General features: G+C 39.0%; 21 protein-coding genes. 15 read left to right on the forward strand and 6 right to left on the reverse strand.

What is annotated here, in order from left to right; translation table 11 throughout:
• Positions 1–41 precede the first annotated feature (41 nt).
• Positions 42–1,361, reverse strand: coding sequence for an MFS transporter (locus AC52J8_RS08660; RefSeq protein WP_086398762.1), 1,320 nt, complete (start codon positions 1,359–1,361; stop codon positions 42–44).
• Between the two features lie 75 nt (positions 1,362–1,436).
• Entirely contained in the window at positions 1,437–2,426 is a 990-nt protein-coding gene (locus tag AC52J8_RS08665) for a hydroxyacid dehydrogenase (RefSeq protein ID WP_081310847.1), read from the reverse strand.
• 197 nt (positions 2,427–2,623) lie between these two features.
• Between AC52J8_RS08665 and AC52J8_RS08670 the strand changes: the two genes are divergently transcribed.
• The 3 genes from AC52J8_RS08670 to AC52J8_RS08680 all read left to right on the forward strand — a co-directional run bounded on the left by AC52J8_RS08670 (position 2,624) and on the right by AC52J8_RS08680 (position 4,976).
• A complete protein-coding gene (locus AC52J8_RS08670; protein ID WP_086398761.1) occupies positions 2,624–3,301 on the forward strand; it encodes an RraA family protein in 678 nt (225 codons plus the stop codon).
• A gap of 156 nt (positions 3,302–3,457) precedes the next feature.
• Positions 3,458–4,726 (forward strand): DcaP family trimeric outer membrane transporter, encoded by a 1,269-nt coding sequence (locus tag AC52J8_RS08675; protein ID WP_069035716.1) that lies wholly within the window; start codon positions 3,458–3,460, stop codon positions 4,724–4,726.
• A 61-nt stretch (positions 4,727–4,787) separates the two neighbouring features.
• Positions 4,788–4,976, forward strand: a complete 189-nt coding sequence (locus tag AC52J8_RS08680) for a type II toxin-antitoxin system Phd/YefM family antitoxin (protein WP_000435195.1) — start codon at positions 4,788–4,790, stop codon at positions 4,974–4,976.
• Here the strand turns inward: AC52J8_RS08680 and AC52J8_RS08685 are convergent.
• Positions 4,973–5,890: a LysR family transcriptional regulator gene (locus AC52J8_RS08685; RefSeq protein WP_069035717.1), complete on the reverse strand. Its 918-nt coding sequence runs from the start codon at positions 5,888–5,890 to the stop codon at positions 4,973–4,975. The two genes, AC52J8_RS08680 and AC52J8_RS08685, sit on opposite strands and share 4 nt — an antisense overlap.
• A 97-nt stretch (positions 5,891–5,987) precedes the next feature.
• Here AC52J8_RS08685 and aptA point away from each other — a divergent pair, with 97 nt between their 5' ends.
• From aptA to AC52J8_RS08700, 3 genes are all read left to right on the forward strand, one after another.
• On the forward strand, positions 5,988–7,370 hold the full coding sequence (gene aptA / locus AC52J8_RS08690) for an omega-aminotransferase AptA (RefSeq protein ID WP_086398760.1): 1,383 nt from the start codon (positions 5,988–5,990) through the stop codon (positions 7,368–7,370).
• Positions 7,371–7,480: 110 nt separating this feature from the next.
• Entirely contained in the window at positions 7,481–9,049 is a 1,569-nt protein-coding gene (locus tag AC52J8_RS08695) for a CoA-acylating methylmalonate-semialdehyde dehydrogenase (protein WP_024433626.1), read from the forward strand.
• Positions 9,050–9,153: 104 nt separating this feature from the next.
• Entirely contained in the window at positions 9,154–10,545 is a 1,392-nt protein-coding gene (locus AC52J8_RS08700; RefSeq protein WP_086398759.1) for an amino acid permease, read from the forward strand.
• Positions 10,546–10,645: 100 nt separating this feature from the next.
• Here the strand turns inward: AC52J8_RS08700 and AC52J8_RS08705 are convergent, their stop codons facing one another.
• Complete coding sequence (locus tag AC52J8_RS08705) at positions 10,646–11,539, reverse strand: LysR family transcriptional regulator (RefSeq protein ID WP_086398758.1); 894 nt, start codon at positions 11,537–11,539, stop codon at positions 10,646–10,648.
• Between the two features lie 154 nt (positions 11,540–11,693).
• Here AC52J8_RS08705 and AC52J8_RS08710 point away from each other — a divergent pair, with 154 nt between their 5' ends.
• From AC52J8_RS08710 to AC52J8_RS08735, 6 genes are all read left to right on the forward strand, one after another.
• The gene (locus AC52J8_RS08710) at positions 11,694–12,731 is read left to right on the forward strand and encodes a cupin domain-containing protein (RefSeq protein WP_061875142.1); all 1,038 of its coding nucleotides are present in this window, start codon (positions 11,694–11,696) and stop codon (positions 12,729–12,731) included.
• Positions 12,732–12,758: 27 nt separating this feature from the next.
• Positions 12,759–13,979 carry a 3-hydroxybenzoate 6-monooxygenase gene (locus AC52J8_RS08715; protein ID WP_013197795.1) on the forward strand — a complete coding sequence of 407 codons (1,221 nt, stop codon included), beginning with the start codon at positions 12,759–12,761 and terminating at the stop codon, positions 13,977–13,979.
• Positions 13,976–14,614 (forward strand): maleylacetoacetate isomerase, encoded by a 639-nt coding sequence (gene maiA, locus AC52J8_RS08720; RefSeq protein ID WP_086398757.1) that lies wholly within the window; start codon positions 13,976–13,978, stop codon positions 14,612–14,614. The genes AC52J8_RS08715 and maiA overlap by 4 nt, the downstream gene beginning before the upstream one ends.
• Before the next feature lie 32 nt (positions 14,615–14,646).
• Positions 14,647–15,348, forward strand: coding sequence for a fumarylacetoacetate hydrolase family protein (locus AC52J8_RS08725; RefSeq protein WP_057075159.1), 702 nt, complete (start codon positions 14,647–14,649; stop codon positions 15,346–15,348).
• 111 nt (positions 15,349–15,459) lie between these two features.
• On the forward strand, positions 15,460–16,803 hold the full coding sequence (locus tag AC52J8_RS08730; protein WP_057075160.1) for an MFS transporter: 1,344 nt from the start codon (positions 15,460–15,462) through the stop codon (positions 16,801–16,803).
• A gap of 78 nt (positions 16,804–16,881) precedes the next feature.
• The gene (locus AC52J8_RS08735; RefSeq protein WP_086398756.1) at positions 16,882–18,138 is read left to right on the forward strand and encodes an OprD family outer membrane porin; all 1,257 of its coding nucleotides are present in this window, start codon (positions 16,882–16,884) and stop codon (positions 18,136–18,138) included.
• 78 nt (positions 18,139–18,216) lie between these two features.
• On the opposite strand, the gene AC52J8_RS08740 is transcribed toward AC52J8_RS08735, so the two are convergent.
• Positions 18,217–19,302, reverse strand: coding sequence for an HlyD family secretion protein (locus tag AC52J8_RS08740; RefSeq protein ID WP_086398755.1), 1,086 nt, complete (start codon positions 19,300–19,302; stop codon positions 18,217–18,219).
• Positions 19,299–20,876, reverse strand: a complete 1,578-nt coding sequence (locus AC52J8_RS08745) for an MFS transporter (protein ID WP_086398754.1) — start codon at positions 20,874–20,876, stop codon at positions 19,299–19,301. Before AC52J8_RS08745 ends, AC52J8_RS08740 begins: the two co-directional genes overlap by 4 nt.
• 166 nt (positions 20,877–21,042) lie before the next feature.
• Here AC52J8_RS08745 and AC52J8_RS08750 point away from each other — a divergent pair, with 166 nt between their 5' ends.
• The 3 genes from AC52J8_RS08750 (at position 21,043) to AC52J8_RS08760 (ending at position 23,045) form a co-directional block, all read left to right on the forward strand.
• Positions 21,043–21,669: a TetR/AcrR family transcriptional regulator gene (locus AC52J8_RS08750; protein WP_086398753.1), complete on the forward strand. Its 627-nt coding sequence runs from the start codon at positions 21,043–21,045 to the stop codon at positions 21,667–21,669.
• A 289-nt stretch (positions 21,670–21,958) separates the two neighbouring features.
• A complete protein-coding gene (locus AC52J8_RS08755) occupies positions 21,959–22,495 on the forward strand; it encodes a DUF4468 domain-containing protein (RefSeq protein ID WP_086398752.1) in 537 nt (178 codons plus the stop codon).
• A 340-nt stretch (positions 22,496–22,835) separates the two neighbouring features.
• Positions 22,836–23,045, forward strand: a complete 210-nt coding sequence (locus AC52J8_RS08760) for a cold-shock protein (RefSeq protein ID WP_005040451.1) — start codon at positions 22,836–22,838, stop codon at positions 23,043–23,045.
• Positions 23,046–23,073 lie beyond the last annotated feature (28 nt).

Genomic DNA, 23,073 nt, shown 5'->3' on the forward strand with positions numbered 1-23,073 from the left:
AAAAAGGGGCTAAATCGTTAGCCCCTTTTTATGTATATTGTTTATGAAGTACTTTGTGGTTGGCTAAACAAAACAGCTTTTTTTCTAGACATAACGAAAACCATGATAGCCGACACGAGATTTAAGGCTGCAAGTGGAAGTAAGGCAATAGCGTGGCTTCCTGTTGCATCATGAATTGCGCCATAGATATTCACCATCATGCCGCCACCAATTAAATTAGCACATGCACCAATGGCTGCTAGACCTGCCGCCGTTGTAGTCGGTGACATCCATGAGGATGCTAAAGCCCAGAAAGGACCTTTCATAGAATAAGCACCAATTAATACGACACTGAGTAAAAAGATTGTGCCAATAAGTGAAGACGTGAACAAAGCAATTAATAAACCAAATGAGATCATCAATAGTGTGATTGCTGTATGCCAACGGCGTTCATTTTTACGATCAGAACTACGACCCCAAAAAATCATTGCAATAGAAGCTAAGCCATAAGGAATCGCATTTACTAAACCGATTTCTAAATTACTCAAACCAAATGATTTAATTAATTGTGGTGCCCAAACACTCATTGTACTTCCAGCAGCAGAAGCACCAGAATAAATAATGATCATAGACCAAATATATTTATTCTTTAAAAGTTGCCATAGTGAAATATGGCCAATTGGGGTTTTTTGTTGGCGTTCAAACTGTAATCTTTCAACTAACCAAGCTTTTTGTTCGCTATTGAGCCATTTTGCTTGTTCTGGTCGATCTGTCAGTGCAAATAGGCAGGCAATACCTAATAAAATGGCAGGGATACCTTCTAAAATAAATAGCCAATGCCACCCACGCATGCCCATCCAGCCATCTAGCGATAATAAAAGTCCAGATAGTGGTGAACCGATAAAGTTTGCACCCGGAATTGCCACCATAAATATTGCGACCATTCTGGCTCTATAGTTTGCAGGCAACCAATAGGTTAAATATAAAATTACACCAGGGAAAAAGCCTGCTTCGGCAGCGCCGAGTAAGAACCGCATAATATATAATGATGTGGAGCTTTCAACGAATGCAGTTGCGGATGATATTACCCCCCATGTCACCATAATTCGGGCAATCCATACTTTTGCTCCAAATTTTTGCATAGCGAGGTTGCTGGGTACTTCAAATAGAAAATATGCAAAGAAAAATAAGCTACTGGCAAAACCAAAAGCAGTAGCTGTTAATCCAAGGTCTTCATTCATTTGTAATGAAGCCATACCAATATTGCCACGGTCAATAATAGCGATGACATAACAAATTGTTAAAAAAGGCAGTAATCGCCACGCCACCTTGCGCATCGTTTCGCGTTCAATCGCACTCGGTTGAGAGTATTCTGTAGACATAAAAAAATCCTTTTTTATATTCAGTATTTTAATTGTTCTCGCATCTAAAAGCTTAGAAACAATTGAGTTCCATGATTAGCTATTGAGTAACTTCCAGTTAGCGATAGCTCGTGGGTTTAGTAATTGGCCATCCCAAATACTCACAATCTGTTCAAGTGCTAAAAGACCGACGCGATTACGTGAATCTGTTGTGTTTGCTCCTATGTGAGGAGTCACAACCAAGTTAGGTAATTCCCATAGTGGATTATCTTTTTCTGGTGGTTCTGAAGAAAAGGTATCTAAACCTGCACCAGCAATTTTATTATTTTTTAGTGCATCAACTAATGCAGCTTGATCAATTAATTCACCACGTGCTGTATTGATTAAGATGCTTGAGCGTTTCATCTTTTTAAATTGGGTATGAGAAAATAAGTGTCTATTCTCAGCTGTGAGTGGGCAATGTAGGCTAATAATGTCACTGGTTTCTAAAAGTTTTTCAAAGTCGTGTTCCTGTTCTACATAATCGAGCTCTGGCAAATTTTGTAAAAACGGATCATATACTTTTACTTTCATGTTTAAGGGAGCCACTAACTTCATGAGTATGCTACCGATTGCCCCTAAACCAATTAAGCCCAACGTTTTGCCATAAAGCTCCACACCATTTGCACTTGCTTTGTCCCAATGACCTTCTCGAATACGTTGGTCTAACCATGTGACTTGTCGAGCAACATTAAACATGAGTGCAAAAGCGTGTTCGGCAACAGATTGTGCATTCGCGCCTACTGCAATAGTGACAGGAATTTTTCGTTCAGCAGCAGCTTGAGTGTCGATTGTGTCAAACCCAACACCATGTTTTGCAATCACTTTTAAATTATCAGAAGCAAAAATCATATCTCTAGAAAGTTTGCCTGTTCGAACAATGATTGCATCAGGTTGTTCATCATGGATGAGTTTTTCCATTTCATCTTTTGCCATGTAGGGTTCAGTTGGAATCAACTGAATATCATGAGACTGAGCATACAGTAACGCATCTGAAGTTAATGTTGGCCCCGTGATAAGAACTTTACGTTTCATTTTGACTTGCACTCCATTTAAGTATTTTGAGCAAAATACGTCCTTAATAATCCATATTATTAAAACGACATTTCAAAAAAATAGTCAATAGTAAAAATAAATTTAAAAATTGAGTAAATTTTAGTTTAAATTTAATTAAAAATGAAATGACATTTCAAAAAATGCTGTCATATTAATTTGCACAAGAAAACTGATCTAAGGGGAAAGTTATGGCAATTGGTTTTAGAGTGCTAAAAAACGACAGAAAAGTTGAGCAAAAATGGATTGAGCAATATCGAGATCTACCAGTCGCTAATGTCAGTGACTCAATGAATCGAATGACTTCAGGTGGGGCTCAATTAAGACCAATGCATAAAAAGGGATATCTTTGTGGGCCTGCCATTACAGTTAAGGCTCGTCCGGGTGATAACTTGATGTTGCACTATGCTATTGATATCGCCCAACCGGGAGACGTCATTGTGGTTGATGCTGGTGGCGATCTAACCAATGCATTAATTGGAGAGATGATGGTTGCGTATGCCATTAAGAAAGGTATAGCCGGCATCGTTATTAATGGCGCGATTCGTGATTCGGTTGTCATTGGAGAGGGAGATTTTCCACTTTTTGCAGCAGGAATTTCACATCGAGGACCTTATAAAGACGGACCGGGGGAAATTAATGTCCCTATCGCAATTAATGGAATGGTAATTGAACCGGGAGACTTAATTTTAGGGGATGAGGATGGGCTTTTAAGCGTGCCGTATGCAGATGTCGAAGAAGTTTATCTGAAAGCAAGCGCCAAACATGCCGCTGAACAAAAGCAATTAGAGCAAATCGCCGTAGGTGAAAATGACCGTAGCTGGGTGATTAACAGCTTAAAACAAAAGGGATGTGAATTACCGGAATAAGGTTATTCAAAACCATTTAAGTTCGACGGGAACTAGCGAAGTCAATGATTGAGCTTCGTTAGCCTATCTAAAGTTAATTCAATAATCATTATTTTACTGATTGAAAAATAGGAAATTTCAATTTGGTCTATGTGATTTCGTCTAAAGGAAAAAGACATGAAATATAAAGGGATAATTTCTTTATCATTATTAATGAGTATGACTTTGCAGCAAGCCAAAGCTGAAAGCGAAGATAACTCGGCGCTAAATGAAAAAATAATTAAATTACAACAGCAAATAGATTATCTGATGGAGCAGCAAAATCTAAATAAAAATAATGGATTAAACAAAGTACCTGACTTGAGCCAAAACAAAACATCAAACGCTTATAAGCCTGTTTCGGCTGATCAGACTAAAATTAAATTTTATGGAAATATACGTGTTGATGCTGCATATGATTTTGAAGGTTCAACGCGTTCAATTGCGAATAAAACAGGGTCAATACCATTAGACAATTCAAACTCAACAAGTAAATTATTAAATGTCTCTGCTGCGACTTCACGTGTAGGGGTGGATATCGTTAAGCCGACCTCGAAAGGAGATTTGGTTGGAAAGTTAGAAGCCGATTTCATGGGAAGTGGTGGAGATAACGGTAATGGTTCGGTTCGGGTTAGACACGCTTATATTTCACTAGGAAATTGGTTGATTGGCCAGACGACTTCACCTTTTGTGAATAGTGATACAGCTCCAAGTTTGGTTGATTTTACAGGTGCGATGGGCACGGGAACTCAGCGTAATATACAGGTCCGTTATCAGCATATCGTTGATGCCAAACAAAAACTATTAGTCGCTTTGGAAGGCGGTGATGTTGAAAATAAAAATGTAGAAGGTGGAAGCCGTTTTCCTGCATTAACCATGCGATATGAATTTAAGAATCCAGATTTCTTGGTTCAATTGCACGGTATGCTTCATGAAAAACGAGCAATTTCTAATGCGAATGAGGAACAAACTAAACTTGCTTGGGGTGCTGGATTAGGCACAAAGTATAAGCTTTCTGAAAATGACTCAGTTGTGTTTAATTACTATCACATAGCTGGTGATAATCGTTATATGCTTTATTCAAAAGATAATGATGCCTTCTACTTTGATCAAAATCGGATGTATTTAAGTGAATTTGATTCTGTCGAGTTAGGGTATATGCGTAAATGGAATGAAAATTTACGCTCTTCTTTGTCTGCTGGTAGTCTTATCTATAAAGATTCAAATTTTTCAGAAAATAACCCTGATCAAAATAAAAGGCTAATCAATGCAAGCGTCAATTTATTTTGGACGCCTGTTGAGAAAGTCGATCTTGGTGTTGAATACACCTATGGGAAGAGAGAAACATTTTCAGATTTAGAAGGGAAATTATCTCGAATCAACTTATTAGGTCGATACAATTTTTAATGTAATCACAGCCACTTTAATATCAGAAGTGGCTTTCTTTTATCTGAGAAGGGCTAATATTATGGAACAAATTAATTATGCCAATGCAAGATCACAATTTTCAAAGGTCATGGAAAGAGTGCTGTTAGGTTACGCCGTAAAAATTACACGAAAAGAGAAAGATGCTGTGGTTCTAATCAGTGAAAAGGCATACCTTGAATATAAAAATGCAATGTTTGAGCTCAATAAATTAAAAAACAAAGATTTTTAACCCCCAACAATCCGCTTCTCAAGCATTTCCATAAAGGTTTTTAAAATAATATTGTGGTTTTTGCCCTTGTGAGTAATTAAACAAATGGGTGTGCTGTAATGCATTTTTTCTTTTGAAACAGCTTGCATAAAACCATCTTCAACCCATTTTTTTGCGTAATGGTCGGGTAAAAAACCCAAGAATTTTCCAGTTAAAATCAGAAATGCGATGCCTTCACGGTCACTTGCTGTCGCTTTACAGTCTAAAAGCTGATGCAACTTTGCTGCTTCTGGTGTGATGGCATAATTAGGGAGAACCGCTTGCCATGTTTTTAACTCATCTAGATTCATATTGCTGCACTGGCTAAACAACGGATGATTTTTGCCGCAGTACAAAAATGAACTTTCACTATATAAATCGAAATAGTCTAGACCAGACAAAGGCGTAACAAGTGGAATAACACCTGCATGTAAGCGGTTATCGAGCACGCGGCACTCAATATCTGACAGGGTGCTCATACTAATGTTAATAATCACTTCGGAGTGCTCTTCAGCAAGTTGTGTCAAGGTATTGGTGATATAACCTCTAGGCATAGTCACAAGGTTATTAATAATACCGATATTAAACTCACCCTTAAGACGATTATGCATTTGGTTAACTTTAGAACGGAAGTCTTCAATCGCTGCTGTGAGTACTTCGATATATTCTAAAATTTCCCGTCCTTCATCGGTCAGGGCAAAACCTGCGCGACCACGTTGGCATAGTCGAATGCCTAAACGATTTTCTAAATCGCTCATATGCAAACTAATTGCAGAGCGGCTAATACCTAAAATACTTTCGGCAGATGTAAAGCTGTGACAGTCGCAGACCGTTTTAAATATTTTAAGTAATTTAATATCAAAATCAGTGACTTGATTTAATTTTTTAGGTTTCATTTAGTTTTGTTTTTTTAAATCTAAACTCAAGATAATTTGAATTTATCAAACTTATCACGCTATGTACACTCAAACCATAATTTGAAAATAAACAGGAATGGTTATGTTTGATACGGATAAATTTAGCGACTCTGAGCATACCTTGGATGCGGTTCAAACCAATAATAATATGCATATAAATTATCAGGCACACTGGATGCCTTTCTCTGCAAATCGAAACTTTGCTAAAGATCCGCGCATGATTGTGGGTGCAAAAGGGTCGTACTTAATTGATGATTCAGGACGTGAAATTTACGACTCACTCTCAGGTCTATGGACCTGTGGTGCTGGTCATACTTTGGCTGAAATTCAACAAGCGGTAAGTGCACAATTAGGTCAGCTTGACTACTCACCAGCTTTTCAGTTTGGTCATCCGTTGTCTTTTAAGCTGGCAGATAAAATTGTTCAGCATATGCCTGAAAAATTACAACATGTTTTCTTTACCAACTCGGGTTCAGAGTCAGCAGATACTGCCATCAAAATGGCACGTGCGTATTGGCGTATTAAAGGTAAACCAAGCAAAACTAAATTGATTGGCCGTGCCCGTGGCTATCATGGTGTAAACGTTGCAGGGACAAGTTTAGGTGGGATTGGCGGCAACCGTAAAATGTTTGGACAACTTATGGATGTAGACCATTTACCTCATACTTTGCAACCTGATTTAACTTTTACCAAAGGCTGTGCAGAAACAGGCGGGGTAGAACTTGCCAATGAAATGCTTAAGTTAATTGAGCTACACGATGCTTCAAATATTGCAGCCGTCATTGTGGAGCCTATTTCTGGTTCTGCGGGTTGTATTGTGCCGCCAACAGGCTATTTACAACGTTTAAGAGAGATCTGTGATCAGCATGACATTTTGTTAATTTTTGATGAGGTGATTACAGGCTTTGGCCGTTTAGGAACGTGGACGGCGGCAGAATATTTTGGGGTAACACCAGATATTTTGAATTTTGCGAAACAGGTGACCAATGGTGCTATTCCTTTAGGTGGTGTGGTGGCAAGCCATGAAATTTACTCTGCCTTTATGCAGCAAGACTTACCAGAGCATGCCATTGAATTTACCCACGGCTATACCTATTCGGCACATCCGGTTGCTTGTGCTGCCGCTTTAGCTGCCCTTGAAATTTTAGAGAAGAAAAACCTGTTGGCTCAATCGGCAGCATTGGCACCAAGTTTTGAAAAAATGCTGCATGGTTTAAAAGGCGCACCGCATATTTTAGATATTCGCAACTGTGGCTTGATTGGTGCTTTGCAGTTAGCTCCGCGTGATGGCGATGCCACCATCCGAGGCTTTGAGCTTGGTATGAAACTCTGGAAAGAAGGTTTCTATGTCCGCTTTGGAGGCGACACGCTTCAGTTCGGTCCAATGTTTAACAGTACAGAAGCAGATATTGACCGCTTAATGAATGCTGTGGGCGATGCGCTTTATCAAGTGAATTAAGATTTATTAGGTATTTTACCGAGGTCTGTAATGCCAACAGACCCATCTTCAAAATCTAAATGAAAAATGCAGTTTGATTTGAAAACTAATTGTAGTAAGGAGTAACAACAATGACAAATGGCCTAGAAGATTTTAGCTATGAAGAAGTTTCAACTGAAAATAGTACGCATAGTGAACAAGCCAAAAAAGTGCTAGGGCATTTTATTCAAGGAAGAATTGTATCTAAAACGGCAAGAAAACAGCCAGTTTACAATCCTGCGACGGGTGAAATTAGTAAAGAAGTCGAAATTGCAGATGCACAAACGGTAAATGAAGCAGTTCAGGCGGCCGAACAAGCATTTCCTGCATGGCGAGATACACCGGTCATTAAACGTGCACGTGTCATGTTTAAGTTCAAACAATTATTAGAGCAAAATGCCGAAAAGATTTGCGCTTTGATTGGGCAAGAGCACGGTAAAATTTCTCATGATGCTCAAGGCGAACTGCAACGTGGTATTGAAAATGTTGAATATGCTTGCGGCGCACCAGAGCTTTTAAAAGGGGAGTTTTCAAAAAATGTCGGACCAGATATCGACTCATGGAGTGAGTTCCAACCGCTAGGTGTTGTTGCTGGAATTACACCGTTTAACTTCCCGGCCATGGTGGCGTTATGGATGTTCCCAATGGCACTGGTTTGCGGTAACTGCTTTATTTTAAAACCTTCTGAAAAAGCGCCTTCTGTGGTTTTATTCCTTGCTGAACTTTTAAAACAGGCAGGTTTACCTGACGGCGTGTTTAATGTGGTGAATGGTGACAAAGAGGCGGTAGATGCCTTATTGCATCATCCTCGTATTCAGGCAGTCAGCTTTGTGGGTTCAACACCAATTGCTGAATATATTTACCGTACCGCAACCTCAACAGGTAAACGTTGCCAAGCATTAGGCGGTGCAAAAAATCATGCGATCATTATGCCTGATGCCGATATTGATAACGTAGTAACTTCATTGTTAGGCGCAGCTTTTGGTTCTTCAGGTGAACGTTGTATGGCATTGTCAGTAGCAGTTGCTATTGGTGATGAAGTTGCCGATGTAGTCATTGATAAGCTGACTCAAGAAATGAAAAAATTGAAGTTCGGCAACTATGCAGATGCAAGCAACGACTTTGGGCCACTTATTACCCAAGCACATAAAGACAAGGTACAAGCCTATATTCAAAGTGCAGAACAACAAGGCGCAAAAATTGTGGTCGATGGCCGTGATGCAAAACCGGCAGGTTACGAAAAAGGTTTCTTTGTTGGGCCAACTTTAATTGACCAAGTCACGCCGAACATGACCAGCTACCAACAAGAAATTTTTGGTCCTGTGTTGCAAGTTATGCGTGTGAATACTATGCAAGAAGCCATGCAACTCATTAATGACCATGAATATGGTAATGGTACTTGTATCTATACCCGTGATGGGGAAGCAGCACGTTATTTTAGCAGTCATATTCAAGTTGGTATGGTGGGTATTAATGTGCCTTTACCGGTACCTGTTGCTTATCATAGTTTTGGTGGGTGGAAGCGTTCATTATTTGGTGATTTACATGCTTATGGCCCAGATGGTGTCCGTTTCTACACACGCCGTAAAACTATTACGCAACGTTGGCCGTCTGCTCAGGTCCGTGAAGCAAAACAATTTTCAATGCCAACTTTAAATTAATTATTGCAACAAGGGGAAAATAATAAGTTTTCCCTTTTTCATTACCGTAGGATTTTAAACATGTAATAGATTGTTTTTATAGATATATTTTTAAGGATTGAAATATGAATAATGATACAACAAAAAAATTAGGCGAAGGACTTTCAAATCGCCATATCACAATGATTAGTATTGGCGGTGTTATTGGTGCAGGTTTATTTGTCGGTTCATCTTCTGCAATTGCCAAGGCCGGCCCAGCGGTGATTCTTGCATACCTGATTACCAGTATTATGGTATTTCTGGTCATGCGAATGTTGGGTGAAATGGCCGTTTTAGAGCCGGACACTGGTTCATTTTCTACATATGCCCGTAAAGCGATTGGCCCGTGGGCAGGCTTTACAATAGGCTGGTTATATTGGTGGTTTTGGGTGCTTGCAATTCCTGTAGAAGCCATTGCAGGTGCTGAAATTTTACACTCATGGTTCCCGAACGTTTCAGTTTCTATCTATGCATTCTGTTTTATTGTGTTCTTAAGCTTGGCCAACTTTTTTAGTACCAAAAGTTTTGGTGAGTTTGAGTTCTGGTTTTCTTTGGTCAAAGTAGTGGCCATTATCGGTTTCATTATTATTGGTATTTTGGCAATTTCAGGTATTTGGCCTTTAGCTAAAAATGTTAGCGGCGTTGCTAATTTATATAACAACGCTGGTTTTATGCCGCACGGTATGGGAGGCATTTTATCGGCAATTTTAATTACGGCATTTTCATTCTTTGGTGTAGAAATTGTCTCAATTGCAGCAGCGGAATCGTCAAATCCTAAACAGAAAATCAGACGCGCCACTAATTTGGTGTTGTACCGTATTATCCTTTTCTTTGTAGTTTCCATGTTCATTGCTGTTTCACTTGTCGATTGGCGTTCACCAGATTTACAGAAGTACGGGACATTCCAATACGTTTTAATGAGCTTGAACGTACCGGGTACTAAACTCATCATTGATACGGTTGTATTTATCGCCGTTGCGAGTTGTATGAATGCCGCAATTTATACGTCTTCTCGTATGCTATTTCGTTTGGGCACTCGTAGTGAAGCGCCACAAGCAGTAACTAAAATCAATTATGCGGGCGTACCTGCAATTGCAGTGTTTTCTTCAACTTTTATTGGTTTAGTGTGTTGTGTTATTAACTATGTATTCCCCGGAAAAGTATTTGGCTTATTGCTTTCAAGCACAGGGTCAATTGCTTTACTGGTGTACTTGGTTATTGCGTTTTCACAACTACGTTTAAGACATAAGCTCGAGGCAGCTGGAGCGGAAATTCCATTTAAAATGTGGTTATTCCCGTGGCTTACTTGGTTTGTGATTATTATTATTTTAAGTGTGTTGGCTTATATGTTCTTCTCGCCAGCATATAGTTATGAAACGACTTTATCTTTAGTGGTAACTTCGCTTGTGGTGGTCTGTGGGTTGTTCGTCACGCGAAAGCGTAAAGCAACCAGAGCGGTTGCCATGAATTTAGATTAATTAAAAAAGATTTTATAAAGGCTTTGTGTAGTGAAATCTTATTCACCTATGCAAAGTCTTTTTATTTTTATTAGATTTTAATAGTGTCTGTTTAAATTTTCTATTCAGAAAAAAGTTCAAAACATACTCTTCTTAACCATTGGTTGCTTGGTGTTTGATGAACTCGTGCATGCCAGTGCTGCTTTACGCTATAAGTCGGAAAATGATAAGGCGGTTCTAAAACTTTTAAGCCACCTCTGACTAAAAGCACCTGACTTAAATAATGAGGAATGGTCGCAATCGCATCTGTGTCTTGAACAACCAAGCCAACCCCTAAATAGCTTGGCAAGCGAACTAGAATATTTCGGTTTACTCCCAGTTTTTGTAACTCATGCTCCAGCACGTAGTGCCCACCCGTTGCGAAAATATCAACATGTAGTTCTTGGCGAAATTCTTGGTCTGAAAGCGTTGTGCCTGTAAGCCTCGGATGTTCTTTACTGGCAATACAAATGTAACGTTGCTGGAAAAGCGTTTGCTGATAAAAACCTGCTTCAAGCTGAGGCAAAAAACCAATGGCTAAATCAATGTCTCCATTTGACATCATGACTGGCGTATTGGCATCAATAGGGACAATTTCTAAGCGAATATTGGGAGCATTGGCACGTAAATAATTGATCAGTTTAGGTAATAAAACCAGATGGCTAATATCAGTCATACTGATTTTAAATTGATAATTTGAAGTCTGTGGATCAAATTCAATATTGTAGTTTTGAACCAGTTTTAGTCGGTTCAGAATTTCTACAATCAGCGGATATATTTGTTTAGATAACTCAGTAGGTTGCATCTTATTTTCAATACGGACAAAAAGTGGGTCCTGAAAATGCTCACGTAATTTATTTAACGCAATACTTAAAGTTGGTTGTCCAATTGCAAGCTGTTCGGCAGCTTTAGACACACTACTATGTTTATAAATTTCAAAGAAAATTTGTAAAAGCCGAGTATCAAGATCAAACACTTTAATTCCCTTGTATTGATTTTATCAATACAGACTATTGTTTTTTGTGCATGGATTCAACAATTTTCGATTGTTACATTGATGATCAAGGAAGAATAGGCCGTAAAAGTACAAAGCATTCTTGTACAAATTGGCCTTAAATAGAGGATCTGAAATGGAACAGTTAGCAACGCTAGATGACTTACCGAAACGTTATCTTGGTCAACTTGAAGAATCAAATTTAGTCCCTTTATGGCCAAGTTTGCGCAATGTATTACCTCCGCATAAACCGATGCCGCAGACCGTAGCAACCGCTTGGTATTTTCAGAATATTAAACCTTTATTACTCGAAGCAGGTGAGTTAACACCAATTGAAAAAGCTGAACGCCGTGTATTGGTTTTAGCAAATCCCGGACATGGTCTGGAAAATATGAAAGCCAGTTCGGTCATGTATCTTGGCATGCAGCTTTTATTACCAAAAGAGTGGGCACCATCACATCGGCATACCCCAAATGCAGTGCGTCTGATTGTTGAAGGTGAAGGGGCTTATACGACGGTTGAAGGTCAAAAATGCATGATGGAGCATGGAGATTTAATCCTTACGCCATCAGGGCTTTGGCATGAACATGGACATGATGGCAATGAGCCTGTGATCTGGTTAGATGTGCTGGATTTACCTTTGGTTTATTACATGGAAGCTTCTTATGTACAACCGGGTGAAATCCAAAAAGTGACCAGTGCTGGAAATGCTCATCATTATGGAACGGGCATTGTACCAACAGCACATTTTACCCGTGAAAATGCCTCGTATCCGATCATGCGCTACTCTTGGAAAGAAACCAAAAAAGTTTTGCATGCGCTTGCCGATGATAAAAACCATCAAGCCCCAATTCAGGTGACTTACATCAATCCTGAAACTGGTGATGACTGCCAAAATATTATTGGTTACTCCGCTTTAATGCTCAGACCAAATGAAACTTTACAGCTCCAACCGCGCTCTACTGCCCAAATTTTTCATGTGATTGATGGTCAGCTCCAAGTCAAAATTGATCAGAAAGATTTCAATTTAAATAAAGCTGATACGGCATGTGCGCCATGTTTTTCTCATATTGATTTAATCAATACCTCAGATCAACCATGTTATTTGTTTATTGCAGATGAAGCACCCTTACAACGGAAACTGGGTTTGTACTCTGTGCGTGAGCGCCAGTAAATAGAATATTTTATAAGGATATAAATCATGTCAAATACTCAACAACCGATATTAATTGCTGGTGGCGGCATTGGCGGGTTTGCAGCAGCACTCGCTTTAGCAAAACAAGGCTTTAAGGTACAGGTTTTTGAACAAGCGCCTGAAATTGGTGAGATCGGTGCAGGAATTCAACTAGGGCCGAATGCTTTTCATGCCTTTGATGCGCTAGGAATTGGTGAGATTGCTCGCAGTAAAGCGGTCTATACCGACTATATGGTTATGCATGATGCGATTGATGAATATCAAGTCGGCAAAATTCCAACCGATGAAAAATTCCGTGAACGTTTTGGTAACCCATATGCGGTGATTCACCGTGCTGATATTCATGGTTCATTGGTGGAAGGTGCAAAACAATACGGGAACTTGGAAATTATCACTAATTGTCATATTCAAAAAGTTGACCAAGATGATGCTGGCGTAACGATTACCGATCAACATGGTAAGCAATATCATGGTCAGGCACTTATTGGTGCTGACGGGGTTAAATCCGTTGTGCGTGATACCTATGTGGGTGACCCTGCATTGGTTACAGGTCATGTGGTTTACCGTGCTGTTGTACCTGAAAGCGAGTTTCCTGAAGACTTGAAATGGAATGCAGCCAGTATTTGGGTCGGACCAAATTGTCACCTTGTGCACTATCCACTACGCGGCGGAAAGGAATATAACGTTGTGGTGACGTTCCATAGTCGTGAGCAAGAACAGTGGGGTGTAACCGACGGCTCTAAAGAAGAAGTGCTGTCTTATTTTCAAGGAATTTGCCCGAAAGCTCGTCAATTGATTGAGTTACCTAAAAGCTGGCGCCGCTGGGCAACCGCAGACCGTGAGCCGATTGAAACATGGACTTTTGGCCGTGTGACATTACTTGGTGATGCAGCACATCCAACCACACAATATATGGCGCAAGGTGCATGTATGGCGATGGAAGACGCCGTCACTTTAGGTGAAGCGTTACGTGTTACCGACCATGACATTTTAAAAGCTTTTGATATTTATCAAAAAGCACGTGTGGCACGTACAGCACGCATTGTTTTGTCTTCACGTGAAATGGGCAAAATTTACCATGCCAAAGGTGTGCAACGCTTGGTTCGCAACGATTTGTGGCGTGGACGTCCTACTGAACGTTTTTATGATGCAATGGAATGGTTATATGGCTGGAATGTCAATAACTGCCTTGATGCAGTGAAAAACTATCAAGGGAATGTAGCATGAAACTTTATAGCTTTTTTCGTAGCGGTACATCGCATCGAACTCGTATTGTGTTGAACCTAAAGGGTTTGGCTTACGAAGCAACTTATATCTCGCTCGCTAAAAACGAACACCATCAAGCTGCTTTTAAAGCTTTAAATCCGCAAGGATTTGTACCCGTACTTGAAACTGAATCTGGAAACTTATTGCAAAGTCCAGCCATTATCGAATGGCTAGAAGAACAATATCCCGAACCCGCTTTATTGCCTACAGATGCATTGGGTCGTGAAAAAGTTCGTGCCATTGCTGCTTTAGTTGGATGTGATGTTCACCCCTTAAACAACAAGCGTGTTCTTGAATATTTACGCCAGAATTTAGGGCTGGATGATGCACAAATCAATGCATGGTGTACCAAGTGGATTCAAGATGGATTTGCTGCTTTAGAACATATTTTGGAACAAGACCAGAATCGCGAAAAATTCTGCTATGGCAAGCAACCGACCATTGCAGATGCTTATTTAGTTCCACAAGTAGTTTCTGCCGAGCGTTTTAAAGTCGATTTTTCGGCTTATCCAAACATTAATGAAATTTACCAACATTGCATGACCTTAGAAGCATTTCAAAAAGCAGCACCTGAACAGCAGGCCGATGCATTTTAAGTCGTGATTAACTTAATAGAAGGAATTCATATATGTCATTTATTTTTGAACCAATGACCACTGCGGGTCTATTTATTCACGGCTCAGCGCATAAATTTCCAGTACGCCGTGTGTATTGTGTTGGCCGTAACTATGCTGCTCATGCCCGTGAAATGGGTTTTGATCCAGACCGTGAACCACCATTTTTCTTTTGTAAACCAAATGACCTTGAATCGATTGTTCCGGTAAATACAGATGCGGTTGATATTCCATATCCATCTGAAACTTCAAATTTTCATTATGAAATCGAGTTGGTTGTTGCAATTGGTAAAGATGCCAAAAATGTCTCGGTTGAGGAGGCAGTGAACTATATCTATGGCTATGCAGTTGGTTTAGATATGACACGCCGTGATTTACAGATGGCAATGCGTGAAAAAGGTCGACCATGGGAAATCGGTAAGGCTTTTGATTTTTCTGCACCAGTTGGCCCAATTCATCCGATTACTCAAACGGGTGAAATCAATAATGCCGATATTCATTTAACGGTAAATGGTAAAACCGAACAGCACAGCGATGTCAGTCACCTGATTTGGTCTGTGGCCGAAACGATTGCCAATTTATCTACGTTATTTGAACTAAAAGCAGGTGATTTGATTTTTACAGGAACTCCAGAAGGCGTGGGTGCGGTAGTGAAAGGGGATGTTATGCGTGCAGACATTACCGGACTTACTGGAATTACAGTGAATGTGAAATAAATCAAATTGATCTGATTTATCGAAATAGGTGCTCAACCTAAATAAAAAATACAGTTGGGCACCTTTGCTAAGGATTGCATATACGCCAATGTATTGGCGAAAGGAGCTCTCATGTCTCAAAACTCTATAGACGTACAAAGTTTCATTGATGAAATACCGCTATCGTCTTTGCAAAAATTAATCATGTGGTTGTGTTTTTTGATCGTTGCGATTGATGGGTTTGATACCGCAGCAGTTGGATTTATTGCACCTGCTTTAAAGGCAGAATGGGGGTTGCAAGCAACAGATTTGGCACCTTTATTTGGTGCTGGCTTATTTGGACTAATGGCAGGCGCACTCATTTTCGGACCACTGTCCGATAAATTAGGCCGTAAACCGATTTTGATTGGTTCAGTCATTATGTTTGGAATTGCTAGTGTCTTTGCCTCTTTTTCAGCAGATTTACAAACTCTGATTATTTGGAGATTTCTCACTGGTTTGGGCTTAGGTGGGGCTTTACCTAATGCAATTACTTTGACCTCTGAATATGCGCCTACATCTCGCCGTTCTAATCTTGTAACCATGATGTTCTGTGGTTTTACCATTGGTTCTGCTCTTGGTGGCATTTTTTCAGCTCAGCTACTTCCTCATATTGGTTGGCACGGTATTTTGCTCATTGGGGGAATATTACCTTTAGCGACTGTACCTTTCTTATATTTTTTATTACCTGAGTCTATTCGATTTTTAGTGCTTAAAAAGAAGAGCACCCAGAAAATTGAAAAGATTATTCACCGTATTGCACCGCATTTAAATAGCACGCCAACTTTGGTTCCAACAGTCAATGAAGTTGAAAAATCAAGTTTGAAAGATTTGTTTAATAAAGGCTTTGCTTTGGGTACTTTTTTGATTTGGTTTACCTTTTTTATGAGCCTTCTCATTATTTATATGATTTCAAGTTGGATGCCTACTTTATTAACCAATGAGGGCTTTAATTTATCCAACGCATCATGGCTGACTTCAATTTTCCAAATAGGGGGAACGATTGGTGCCATTGTCTTAGGCCTGCTAATGGATAAGATGGATGCAACCAAAATTTTAAGTACGGCTTATGTTTTTGGCGGATTCTTCCTGATTTGTTTAGGGTTTGGAATTGAACAGGCAAATACGGCTTTATTGATGTTTGCCATGTTTGGGGTAGGTGCAGGAATTAGTGGTTCGCAAGTGGGAGCAAATGCTTTTGCATCTAGTTTTTATCCAACACATTGCCGTGCAACAGGGGTAAGTTGGGCCAATGCAGTAGGGCGCTCAGGTTCGATTGTGGGATCAATTATGGGCGGCTGGTTAATGTCATTAAATCTCTCTAGTTTTGAAATTTTAAGTATTTTAGCGATACCTGCATTTTGTGCCGCGGTTTCGTTGTTACTCATTAAACGTTTAAAGAAAAATCGGTCTCAAGTTTTAGTCGCTTCGAATTGAGATAAGGCTATCGCACCGAACAAATATATGTCTGTGCCAAAGGATGGCGCAGAAAATAATTAAAGGATGATTTATTTCATGAAATATTTAAAAACCCCATATTTAAAGTTTTCTACTCTTTTATTTATCTGTAGTGGTTATTCGTTGTTGTGGGCAGCAGATATCTCTCAACAAAGCGAAGACGAATGGAAGTTCACGCTAAAGAATGCCTATATCAACCGTAATTTTGATAGTGATGCCTTAAAAGATACTGGCAGTTGGTCTCAGGCAGCATCGCTATTTTATAAATCGAAAATGCATGACACCCCTCTGCAAATTGCAGACAAGTCCATTACGATTGGTGCAGATGCTTCTGTACAATACGCCGTGCGCTTGAGTTCAGACAAACATGTTGCGGACACGGTTTTGCCTTTTAATAAAGAAACTCAGTCACAAGCATCCGACTTCTTAAAATACGGCGCAACTTTAAAACTAGGTTATGACAAAACCCTTTTAAGTGTCGGTGAACTCTGGTTAGACCTGCCTGTAACGGCTGTGGATGCCAGCCGACAATTACTTGCCTCTTATTGGGGAACCAATCTTAAGTCGCAACTTTCAGATCAACTCTATGCCGAAATTGGACGGGTTGAAAAAGTCTCTCCACGAAATGAAGAAGATTTTAAAAAGTTTTCTTTCACAGCGAACGGCATTACCAAAGAATCTGATGGCTTAAATTACATAGATCTGCGTTATCAATTTACGCCGTCTTTAAAAGGTGAATATTACTTTGGTAATTTAGAAGACCTCTACAACAAACACTATGTAGGACTTGAGCACAATTGGAAACAGCCTAACTTTGCGCTTACATCTAAGTTTAAGTACTTCAATGCAAAAGATGATGGCAACACTTTTGATATTGATGCTCAAAACATTGGAGTGCTAGAAACGCTCAAAGTAAAAAACCATACCTTTGGCTTGGGGTACCAGCAGATTATCGGTGAGTCGGCTTATCCATTACCAGATGGTTTCTTACCAGAGACCTATTTCATTAACTGGAATGCAACGGGTTTCTTTAAAGAAGATGAAAAGTCGTACCATGTCATGTACGGCTATGACTTTAAAGATTATGTTCCGGGCCTAAATGCGATGGTGAAATATGTTTACGGCCATGACTTTAAAGCTGCCAATGGTGAGAAAAACCATGAAACTGAGTCGAATGTGATTTTAAATTATGCGTTTCAGCAGCCATTCTTAAAAGGCGTCGCTCTTCAATACATTCGTATTGATTACAACGTAAAACATGGCAATGACTTTGGTGAAGATCGTCTATTTGTCAACTACACCAAAAAGTTTTAAAGACTTTTTAAAACTCATCATTAAAAAAGAGACCATAAAAGGTCTCTTTTTTCTCTCATGTTCCAAGATTTAGACTAACTATTTAGTCGTATCTATTGATACTAAAACAGATAAACCAGGACGTAATAATTTAACATCTTTTTGATTTTCAATGAGCTTGATGCGTACAGGAAGGCGTTGAACAATCTTGGTAAAGTTACCAGTCGCATTGGTTGCAGAGATCGGAGAGAAAAATGCGCCAGTAGAAGGAGAGAAGCTGTCTACCACACCTTTTAGCTCAACGTTATAAGCATCTACATAGACATTAACAGGTTGTCCGATCTTGATCTTTTTTAACTCAATTTCACGGAAGTTGGCTTCTACATAAACCTGATCTAAAGGAACAACCACCATGAGTGGATTACCAGCACTCACAAAGTTACCTACATTAGCTGACTTTTGACCAATCATTCCATCAATAGGTGCACGAACCTCTGTATAGCTCAAATTCAGTTTTGCTTTATCAAGCGCCGCTTGGGCTTGTTTAAGGGCTGCTTGTTTGGCTTGTACCTGAATCTTGTATTGGTTGAGCTGATACTGTGCATCAATCACTTTTTCTTTACTGCTGTCTAAGTCAGCATATTGTTCAGTCAAAGTAGTCTTAGATTGCTGTGTAATTAATCTAGATTCCGCTCCAAGTGCCTGTAGTTGCTCATAACGCGCCGTATTATCTTTTGTGAGTTTAATTCCAGCTTCTACTTTTCTCAGCTGTGCTTCAGTTTCTCGAATAACAGTGGGTTGTCTATCCACTGCGAGCATTGCTTCACTCAGGTCAGCTTGCGCTTTTGCATAATTAGATTCAGCTTCTGCCAAAGCAGCTTGATAATCCCGTGCATCAATCCGCGCTAAAAGTTGGCCTTTTTTTACGGTCTGATGATCTTTAATGTAAATTTCCTCAATGTTTCCAGATACTTTGGGGGCAATGGTTGAGTACTCTACATCTACACGTGCATCGTCTGTTTCAACAACCGAAGAGGGTAAAAATATAAGTTTTAAAACCCACAAAATAGATGCTAAGACAATAATAAACGCAATAACCATAACCCAATGCTTTTTGAGAAATTGCACCTTGGTTAACTTGGGTGGTTCGGTATGGGTGGTGTCTTGGGCTTCGAGAGTACTCATAAAGATTTTCCTGAGTTATGACTATTCATTAACTTAATGAGAGCAATACGTGGCGGATAAGTTCGAACTGGCAAAATCAACATCACGATGAATAAAATAGCGGTAAGGCCAGCTAAGATGAGATATTGATCGCTAATAACTAAAACTGATTGTTGCGCTTGAATCGCAGAATTTAGGGCAGATAAACCACCTGAAACACGATCTGCGCCATTTGCCGTGAGCACAGGTGGAGTAAGTGGGTTAATAACAGGACCTTGAATATTTTGGAAAACATGTTGGGCAGTATTTTCAATCAGTCGTGTTGAATGGTATTCACCGCGAACTCGATTGACCCAGTCCAAAATACAAACACCCAGTACACCGCTAATAGCACGCGGGGTATTAATCATAGGGGATGCATAAATTGCCATAGTTGGGTGAACACTGTTTGTCCCCATCATTAAGAGCGAGAGCACGACACAGGTTTGCCCCAGACATGAGATTGCATGCCAAAAATAAAATTGGTCTTGATTCCATGTGGTATCAAGTTGACTTGCACCTAGGCAACCCGCAATGACCAGAAGTAAACCAAATCCGTGTACATATCGGCTATCCACCCAAGCTTGATTTAAAAGCTTCACAACAATAGGAATATAGATAAATTGCAGGGCCGCAATTTGTAAGCCAATCCACATGGTCTGAGTGGGTTTATAGCTATGCACTGCACTTAAGTAATTGAGTGGTAATGTGCTGGTGGACATACCAATAATGACAAAGCAAAAGAGTGCGAAAACAGCATAAGCAAAATTTCTGATTTCGAGCATTTGCGGTTTAATGAGTGGTGACGGATAACGCCATTCATGTATAAAAAACCAAGGTAAAGTAATCGCACTAATTAAGGCTAATACACAAATTAATTGGGAATGGAACCAATCTAAGTGATTGCCATGCAATAATATGGTGCTCAGGCTCGCTAAGCTAATAATCGCTAAAATGGCACCCATCCAATCGTAAGTTTTTATTCTTGAATAATTCAATGGATCTTGAGGAATACCGAAATACACCAGAGCAGCACTTAACGCACAAAAAGGAATGGTTTGGAAAAATATCATCTTCCAGCCAATTACATCTAAATAAAAAGCAGAGAGTGCAGCACTTAGGTTAGGAAAGAATGTTGCTGTTAATGCGTAGCAGGCGAGACCCCATAGCCGAATGTCAGGTCCTAAAAATCTAAGCGCACAGGCCATGAGCAAAGGAATGGTTAGACCATTGGCGAGCCCTTGTAAGCCACGCAATAAATAAAATATTTCGATATTTGGACTAAAAGGAATTAAAACGCTAGAAAAGAGGCAAAGTCCTATAGCAAAAAGAAGAACTCTGCGCATAGAAAAAATGACTGCCCAACTCGTAGACAGGATCATTCCAATAATCATCGCACTTGCGTAAATACTGTTAACCCAATAACCCGAGTCGACACTAATGCCCATTGCACCTCGAATATCGACTAAGGTAATGCTGGTGATTCGGTTGTTAAATTCAACAGTCATTGCAGCAAATATTGCACCTGCTAAACCGATGAGTGGTTTTGTATTCATTTTTTACCTTAAATCTTAAACATCCATTCATTGCACGGAGCAGATATTTACTGAACTGTACCGATCGGTACTCTACTCTTTAATTAAATTTCCGTCAATTCTCGATTTTGAACTTTTCGATGAGTTACACTTAGAACGAAATCGCTAAAATTTTTATAAGGTCAATATGTCTGGTTTAACGAAAGCTCATGAAAAAGATCAAAAAATTCTGGATGCAGCAACAAAGTTTTTTTTGATCCACGGCTTTAGTGGCACAACGACAGACATGATTCAAAAGGAAGCAGGGGTTTCAAAAGCAACGATGTATGGTTGCTATAAGAATAAAGAAGCGATGTTTGCAGCGGTGATTGAACGTCAATGTACCAACATGCAAAAACAAATTATTTTAGTTGAGACAAAAGCCGACAATTTACGCTCAGCACTAACTGAAATAGGGAAGACCTATCTGTGTTTTATATTATCGCATTCAGGCTTGGCGTTTTTTAGGGTTTGTATTGCAGAAGCGGTAAGGTTCCCAGAGTTATCTGAAAAATTCTTTGAATTGGGTCCACAGCGTCTAGCAAATATCATTGCAGGCTATCTAAAAAAATCCGTTAAACAGGGCGAAATTGAATTAAGCTCTTCTTCAGAAGTTGCTGCGAATATATTTTTATCGCTATTAAGAAGTGATGCTCATCTAAAATGTTTGACGCATCCTGATTATTTAATATCAGAGAATGAAATTAGTACTTGGGTTGAATATGCAGTTGGTTTTTTTCTGAAAAATATCAATTACAATGAGAAGTTAAAATAATTTTATAAGTACTTCTGGTCGAAAAATTGGCAAGTTCTTTTCTTTATTTAAAAAGTCTAGCAATGGTTTTCCCATTGTTACTCGTCCAGAAAATTGAAAATATCTAAGATAGAGACCCATAGAAAATTCAAGCTAAAGTATCCTTTAGCAATGATTTCAACCTAGCAGCACTTGATAGAACCTAACAATCAAGTGCTATATTTTTAACTTTATATAAACCAAATTATTCGATGTGCTGGTGTAAATTTGGAGGTTCTAACTCCTAGTCTCTTTAAAAAGTGAGCGTTACGTGAGAAGAGTAATTTTAGCTGCTACATTAAGTTTTGCCGTACTAGGTCTGCAAGGTTGTCTTTCTTTGCCTAAGAAAGTTGATGAAAAACCTGCTGAAAAGAAAAACGAGTATTTTTCAGAAATTGTTAAATTCAAAGGTTTAAGCCAAACGCAAATTTATGATGCTTCTAAAAACTGGCGAAACAATGTTGTGGATTATGTTTCAAGCCGAAAGATTATTCAGGCAGATGACAATAATAAAGTACTGACAATTAAAGGACATGCAGGGCTAAAATTTGATAATTGTATGGACTGTCTAAGCAGAAATATGATTAAGGTCGCGGATGATTCCTTTAATTATATTTTGAAAATAGAAGTTAAAGATCATCAAGCTAAGCTTACTTTTAGCAATATAGAACCTCGTGACAATCGTAATAATCATTTTTATAAAGATAAAAATGCAGCCATAAAAAATCAGTTAAAGAACATTGTGGAAGGCTATAAATTTCATATCTTACATCCGAATGCTCAGCCTAAAGGTGCGAGTCCAATGTAGTTTTTTACATTGGCTTATAAAAATATAGTTAAAAAGTCAGATAGGCCTATGAGAGATAAATGTCTAACTAAAATAGGCATTTATCTTTGCTAAGTAGGTGATGTATATCTCTTTAATATAAAAAAAATAAATATTGCATATAAATATCTTGAATAAATGTTAATTTCCTGTATGCTTAACTTAACTAGAAAAAAGACTTGTAGTAAATCTTCTTTAAGTATCGCAGTTTTAGTCATAATCCTTCGTTTTTTTCAGATCTTAAGCTCAATTCGTTATTATTTTTTCAAAGTTATATTTGTCATTTAAAATGACTCAAATTATTAAAATCAAAGGATATATTATGTCTAATACAAGTAATGGTACAGTAAAGTGGTTTAACGAAACTAAAGGTTTTGGTTTTATTCAACAAGAATCTGGTCCAGATGTGTTTGCCCATTTTAAAGAAATTGCTTCTTCTGGCTTCAAAACTTTATATGAAGGTCAGCAAGTAACTTTTAATATCGCTCAAGGCCAAAAAGGTCCAAGTGCTGTGAATATTATTCCACAGTAATAAGCGACAAAAAAAGCCCTGAATCATC

Source organism: Acinetobacter sp. S-1 (assembly GCF_059579785.1).

What these genes read in the sequence shown, in the direction of transcription:
- AC52J8_RS08735 (WP_086398756.1), top strand. Translation starts at nt 16,882, where the DNA reads ATGAAATATTTAAAAACCCCATATTTAAAGTTTTCTACTCTTTTATTT.
- AC52J8_RS08660 (WP_086398762.1), bottom strand. Translation starts at nt 1,361, where the DNA reads ATGTCTACAGAATACTCTCAACCGAGTGCGATTGAACGCGAAACGATG.
- AC52J8_RS08695 (WP_024433626.1), top strand. Translation starts at nt 7,481, where the DNA reads ATGACAAATGGCCTAGAAGATTTTAGCTATGAAGAAGTTTCAACTGAA.
- AC52J8_RS08675 (WP_069035716.1), top strand. Translation starts at nt 3,458, where the DNA reads ATGAAATATAAAGGGATAATTTCTTTATCATTATTAATGAGTATGACT.
- AC52J8_RS08670 (WP_086398761.1), top strand. Translation starts at nt 2,624, where the DNA reads ATGGCAATTGGTTTTAGAGTGCTAAAAAACGACAGAAAAGTTGAGCAA.
- AC52J8_RS08685 (WP_069035717.1), bottom strand. Translation starts at nt 5,890, where the DNA reads ATGAAACCTAAAAAATTAAATCAAGTCACTGATTTTGATATTAAATTA.
- AC52J8_RS08730 (WP_057075160.1), top strand. Translation starts at nt 15,460, where the DNA reads ATGTCTCAAAACTCTATAGACGTACAAAGTTTCATTGATGAAATACCG.
- AC52J8_RS08760 (WP_005040451.1), top strand. Translation starts at nt 22,836, where the DNA reads ATGTCTAATACAAGTAATGGTACAGTAAAGTGGTTTAACGAAACTAAA.
- AC52J8_RS08740 (WP_086398755.1), bottom strand. Translation starts at nt 19,302, where the DNA reads ATGAGTACTCTCGAAGCCCAAGACACCACCCATACCGAACCACCCAAG.
- maiA (WP_086398757.1), top strand. Translation starts at nt 13,976, where the DNA reads ATGAAACTTTATAGCTTTTTTCGTAGCGGTACATCGCATCGAACTCGT.
- AC52J8_RS08715 (WP_013197795.1), top strand. Translation starts at nt 12,759, where the DNA reads ATGTCAAATACTCAACAACCGATATTAATTGCTGGTGGCGGCATTGGC.
- AC52J8_RS08750 (WP_086398753.1), top strand. Translation starts at nt 21,043, where the DNA reads ATGTCTGGTTTAACGAAAGCTCATGAAAAAGATCAAAAAATTCTGGAT.
- aptA (WP_086398760.1), top strand. Translation starts at nt 5,988, where the DNA reads ATGGTTATGTTTGATACGGATAAATTTAGCGACTCTGAGCATACCTTG.
- AC52J8_RS08725 (WP_057075159.1), top strand. Translation starts at nt 14,647, where the DNA reads ATGTCATTTATTTTTGAACCAATGACCACTGCGGGTCTATTTATTCAC.
- AC52J8_RS08745 (WP_086398754.1), bottom strand. Translation starts at nt 20,876, where the DNA reads ATGAATACAAAACCACTCATCGGTTTAGCAGGTGCAATATTTGCTGCA.
- AC52J8_RS08700 (WP_086398759.1), top strand. Translation starts at nt 9,154, where the DNA reads ATGAATAATGATACAACAAAAAAATTAGGCGAAGGACTTTCAAATCGC.
- AC52J8_RS08710 (WP_061875142.1), top strand. Translation starts at nt 11,694, where the DNA reads ATGGAACAGTTAGCAACGCTAGATGACTTACCGAAACGTTATCTTGGT.
- AC52J8_RS08680 (WP_000435195.1), top strand. Translation starts at nt 4,788, where the DNA reads ATGGAACAAATTAATTATGCCAATGCAAGATCACAATTTTCAAAGGTC.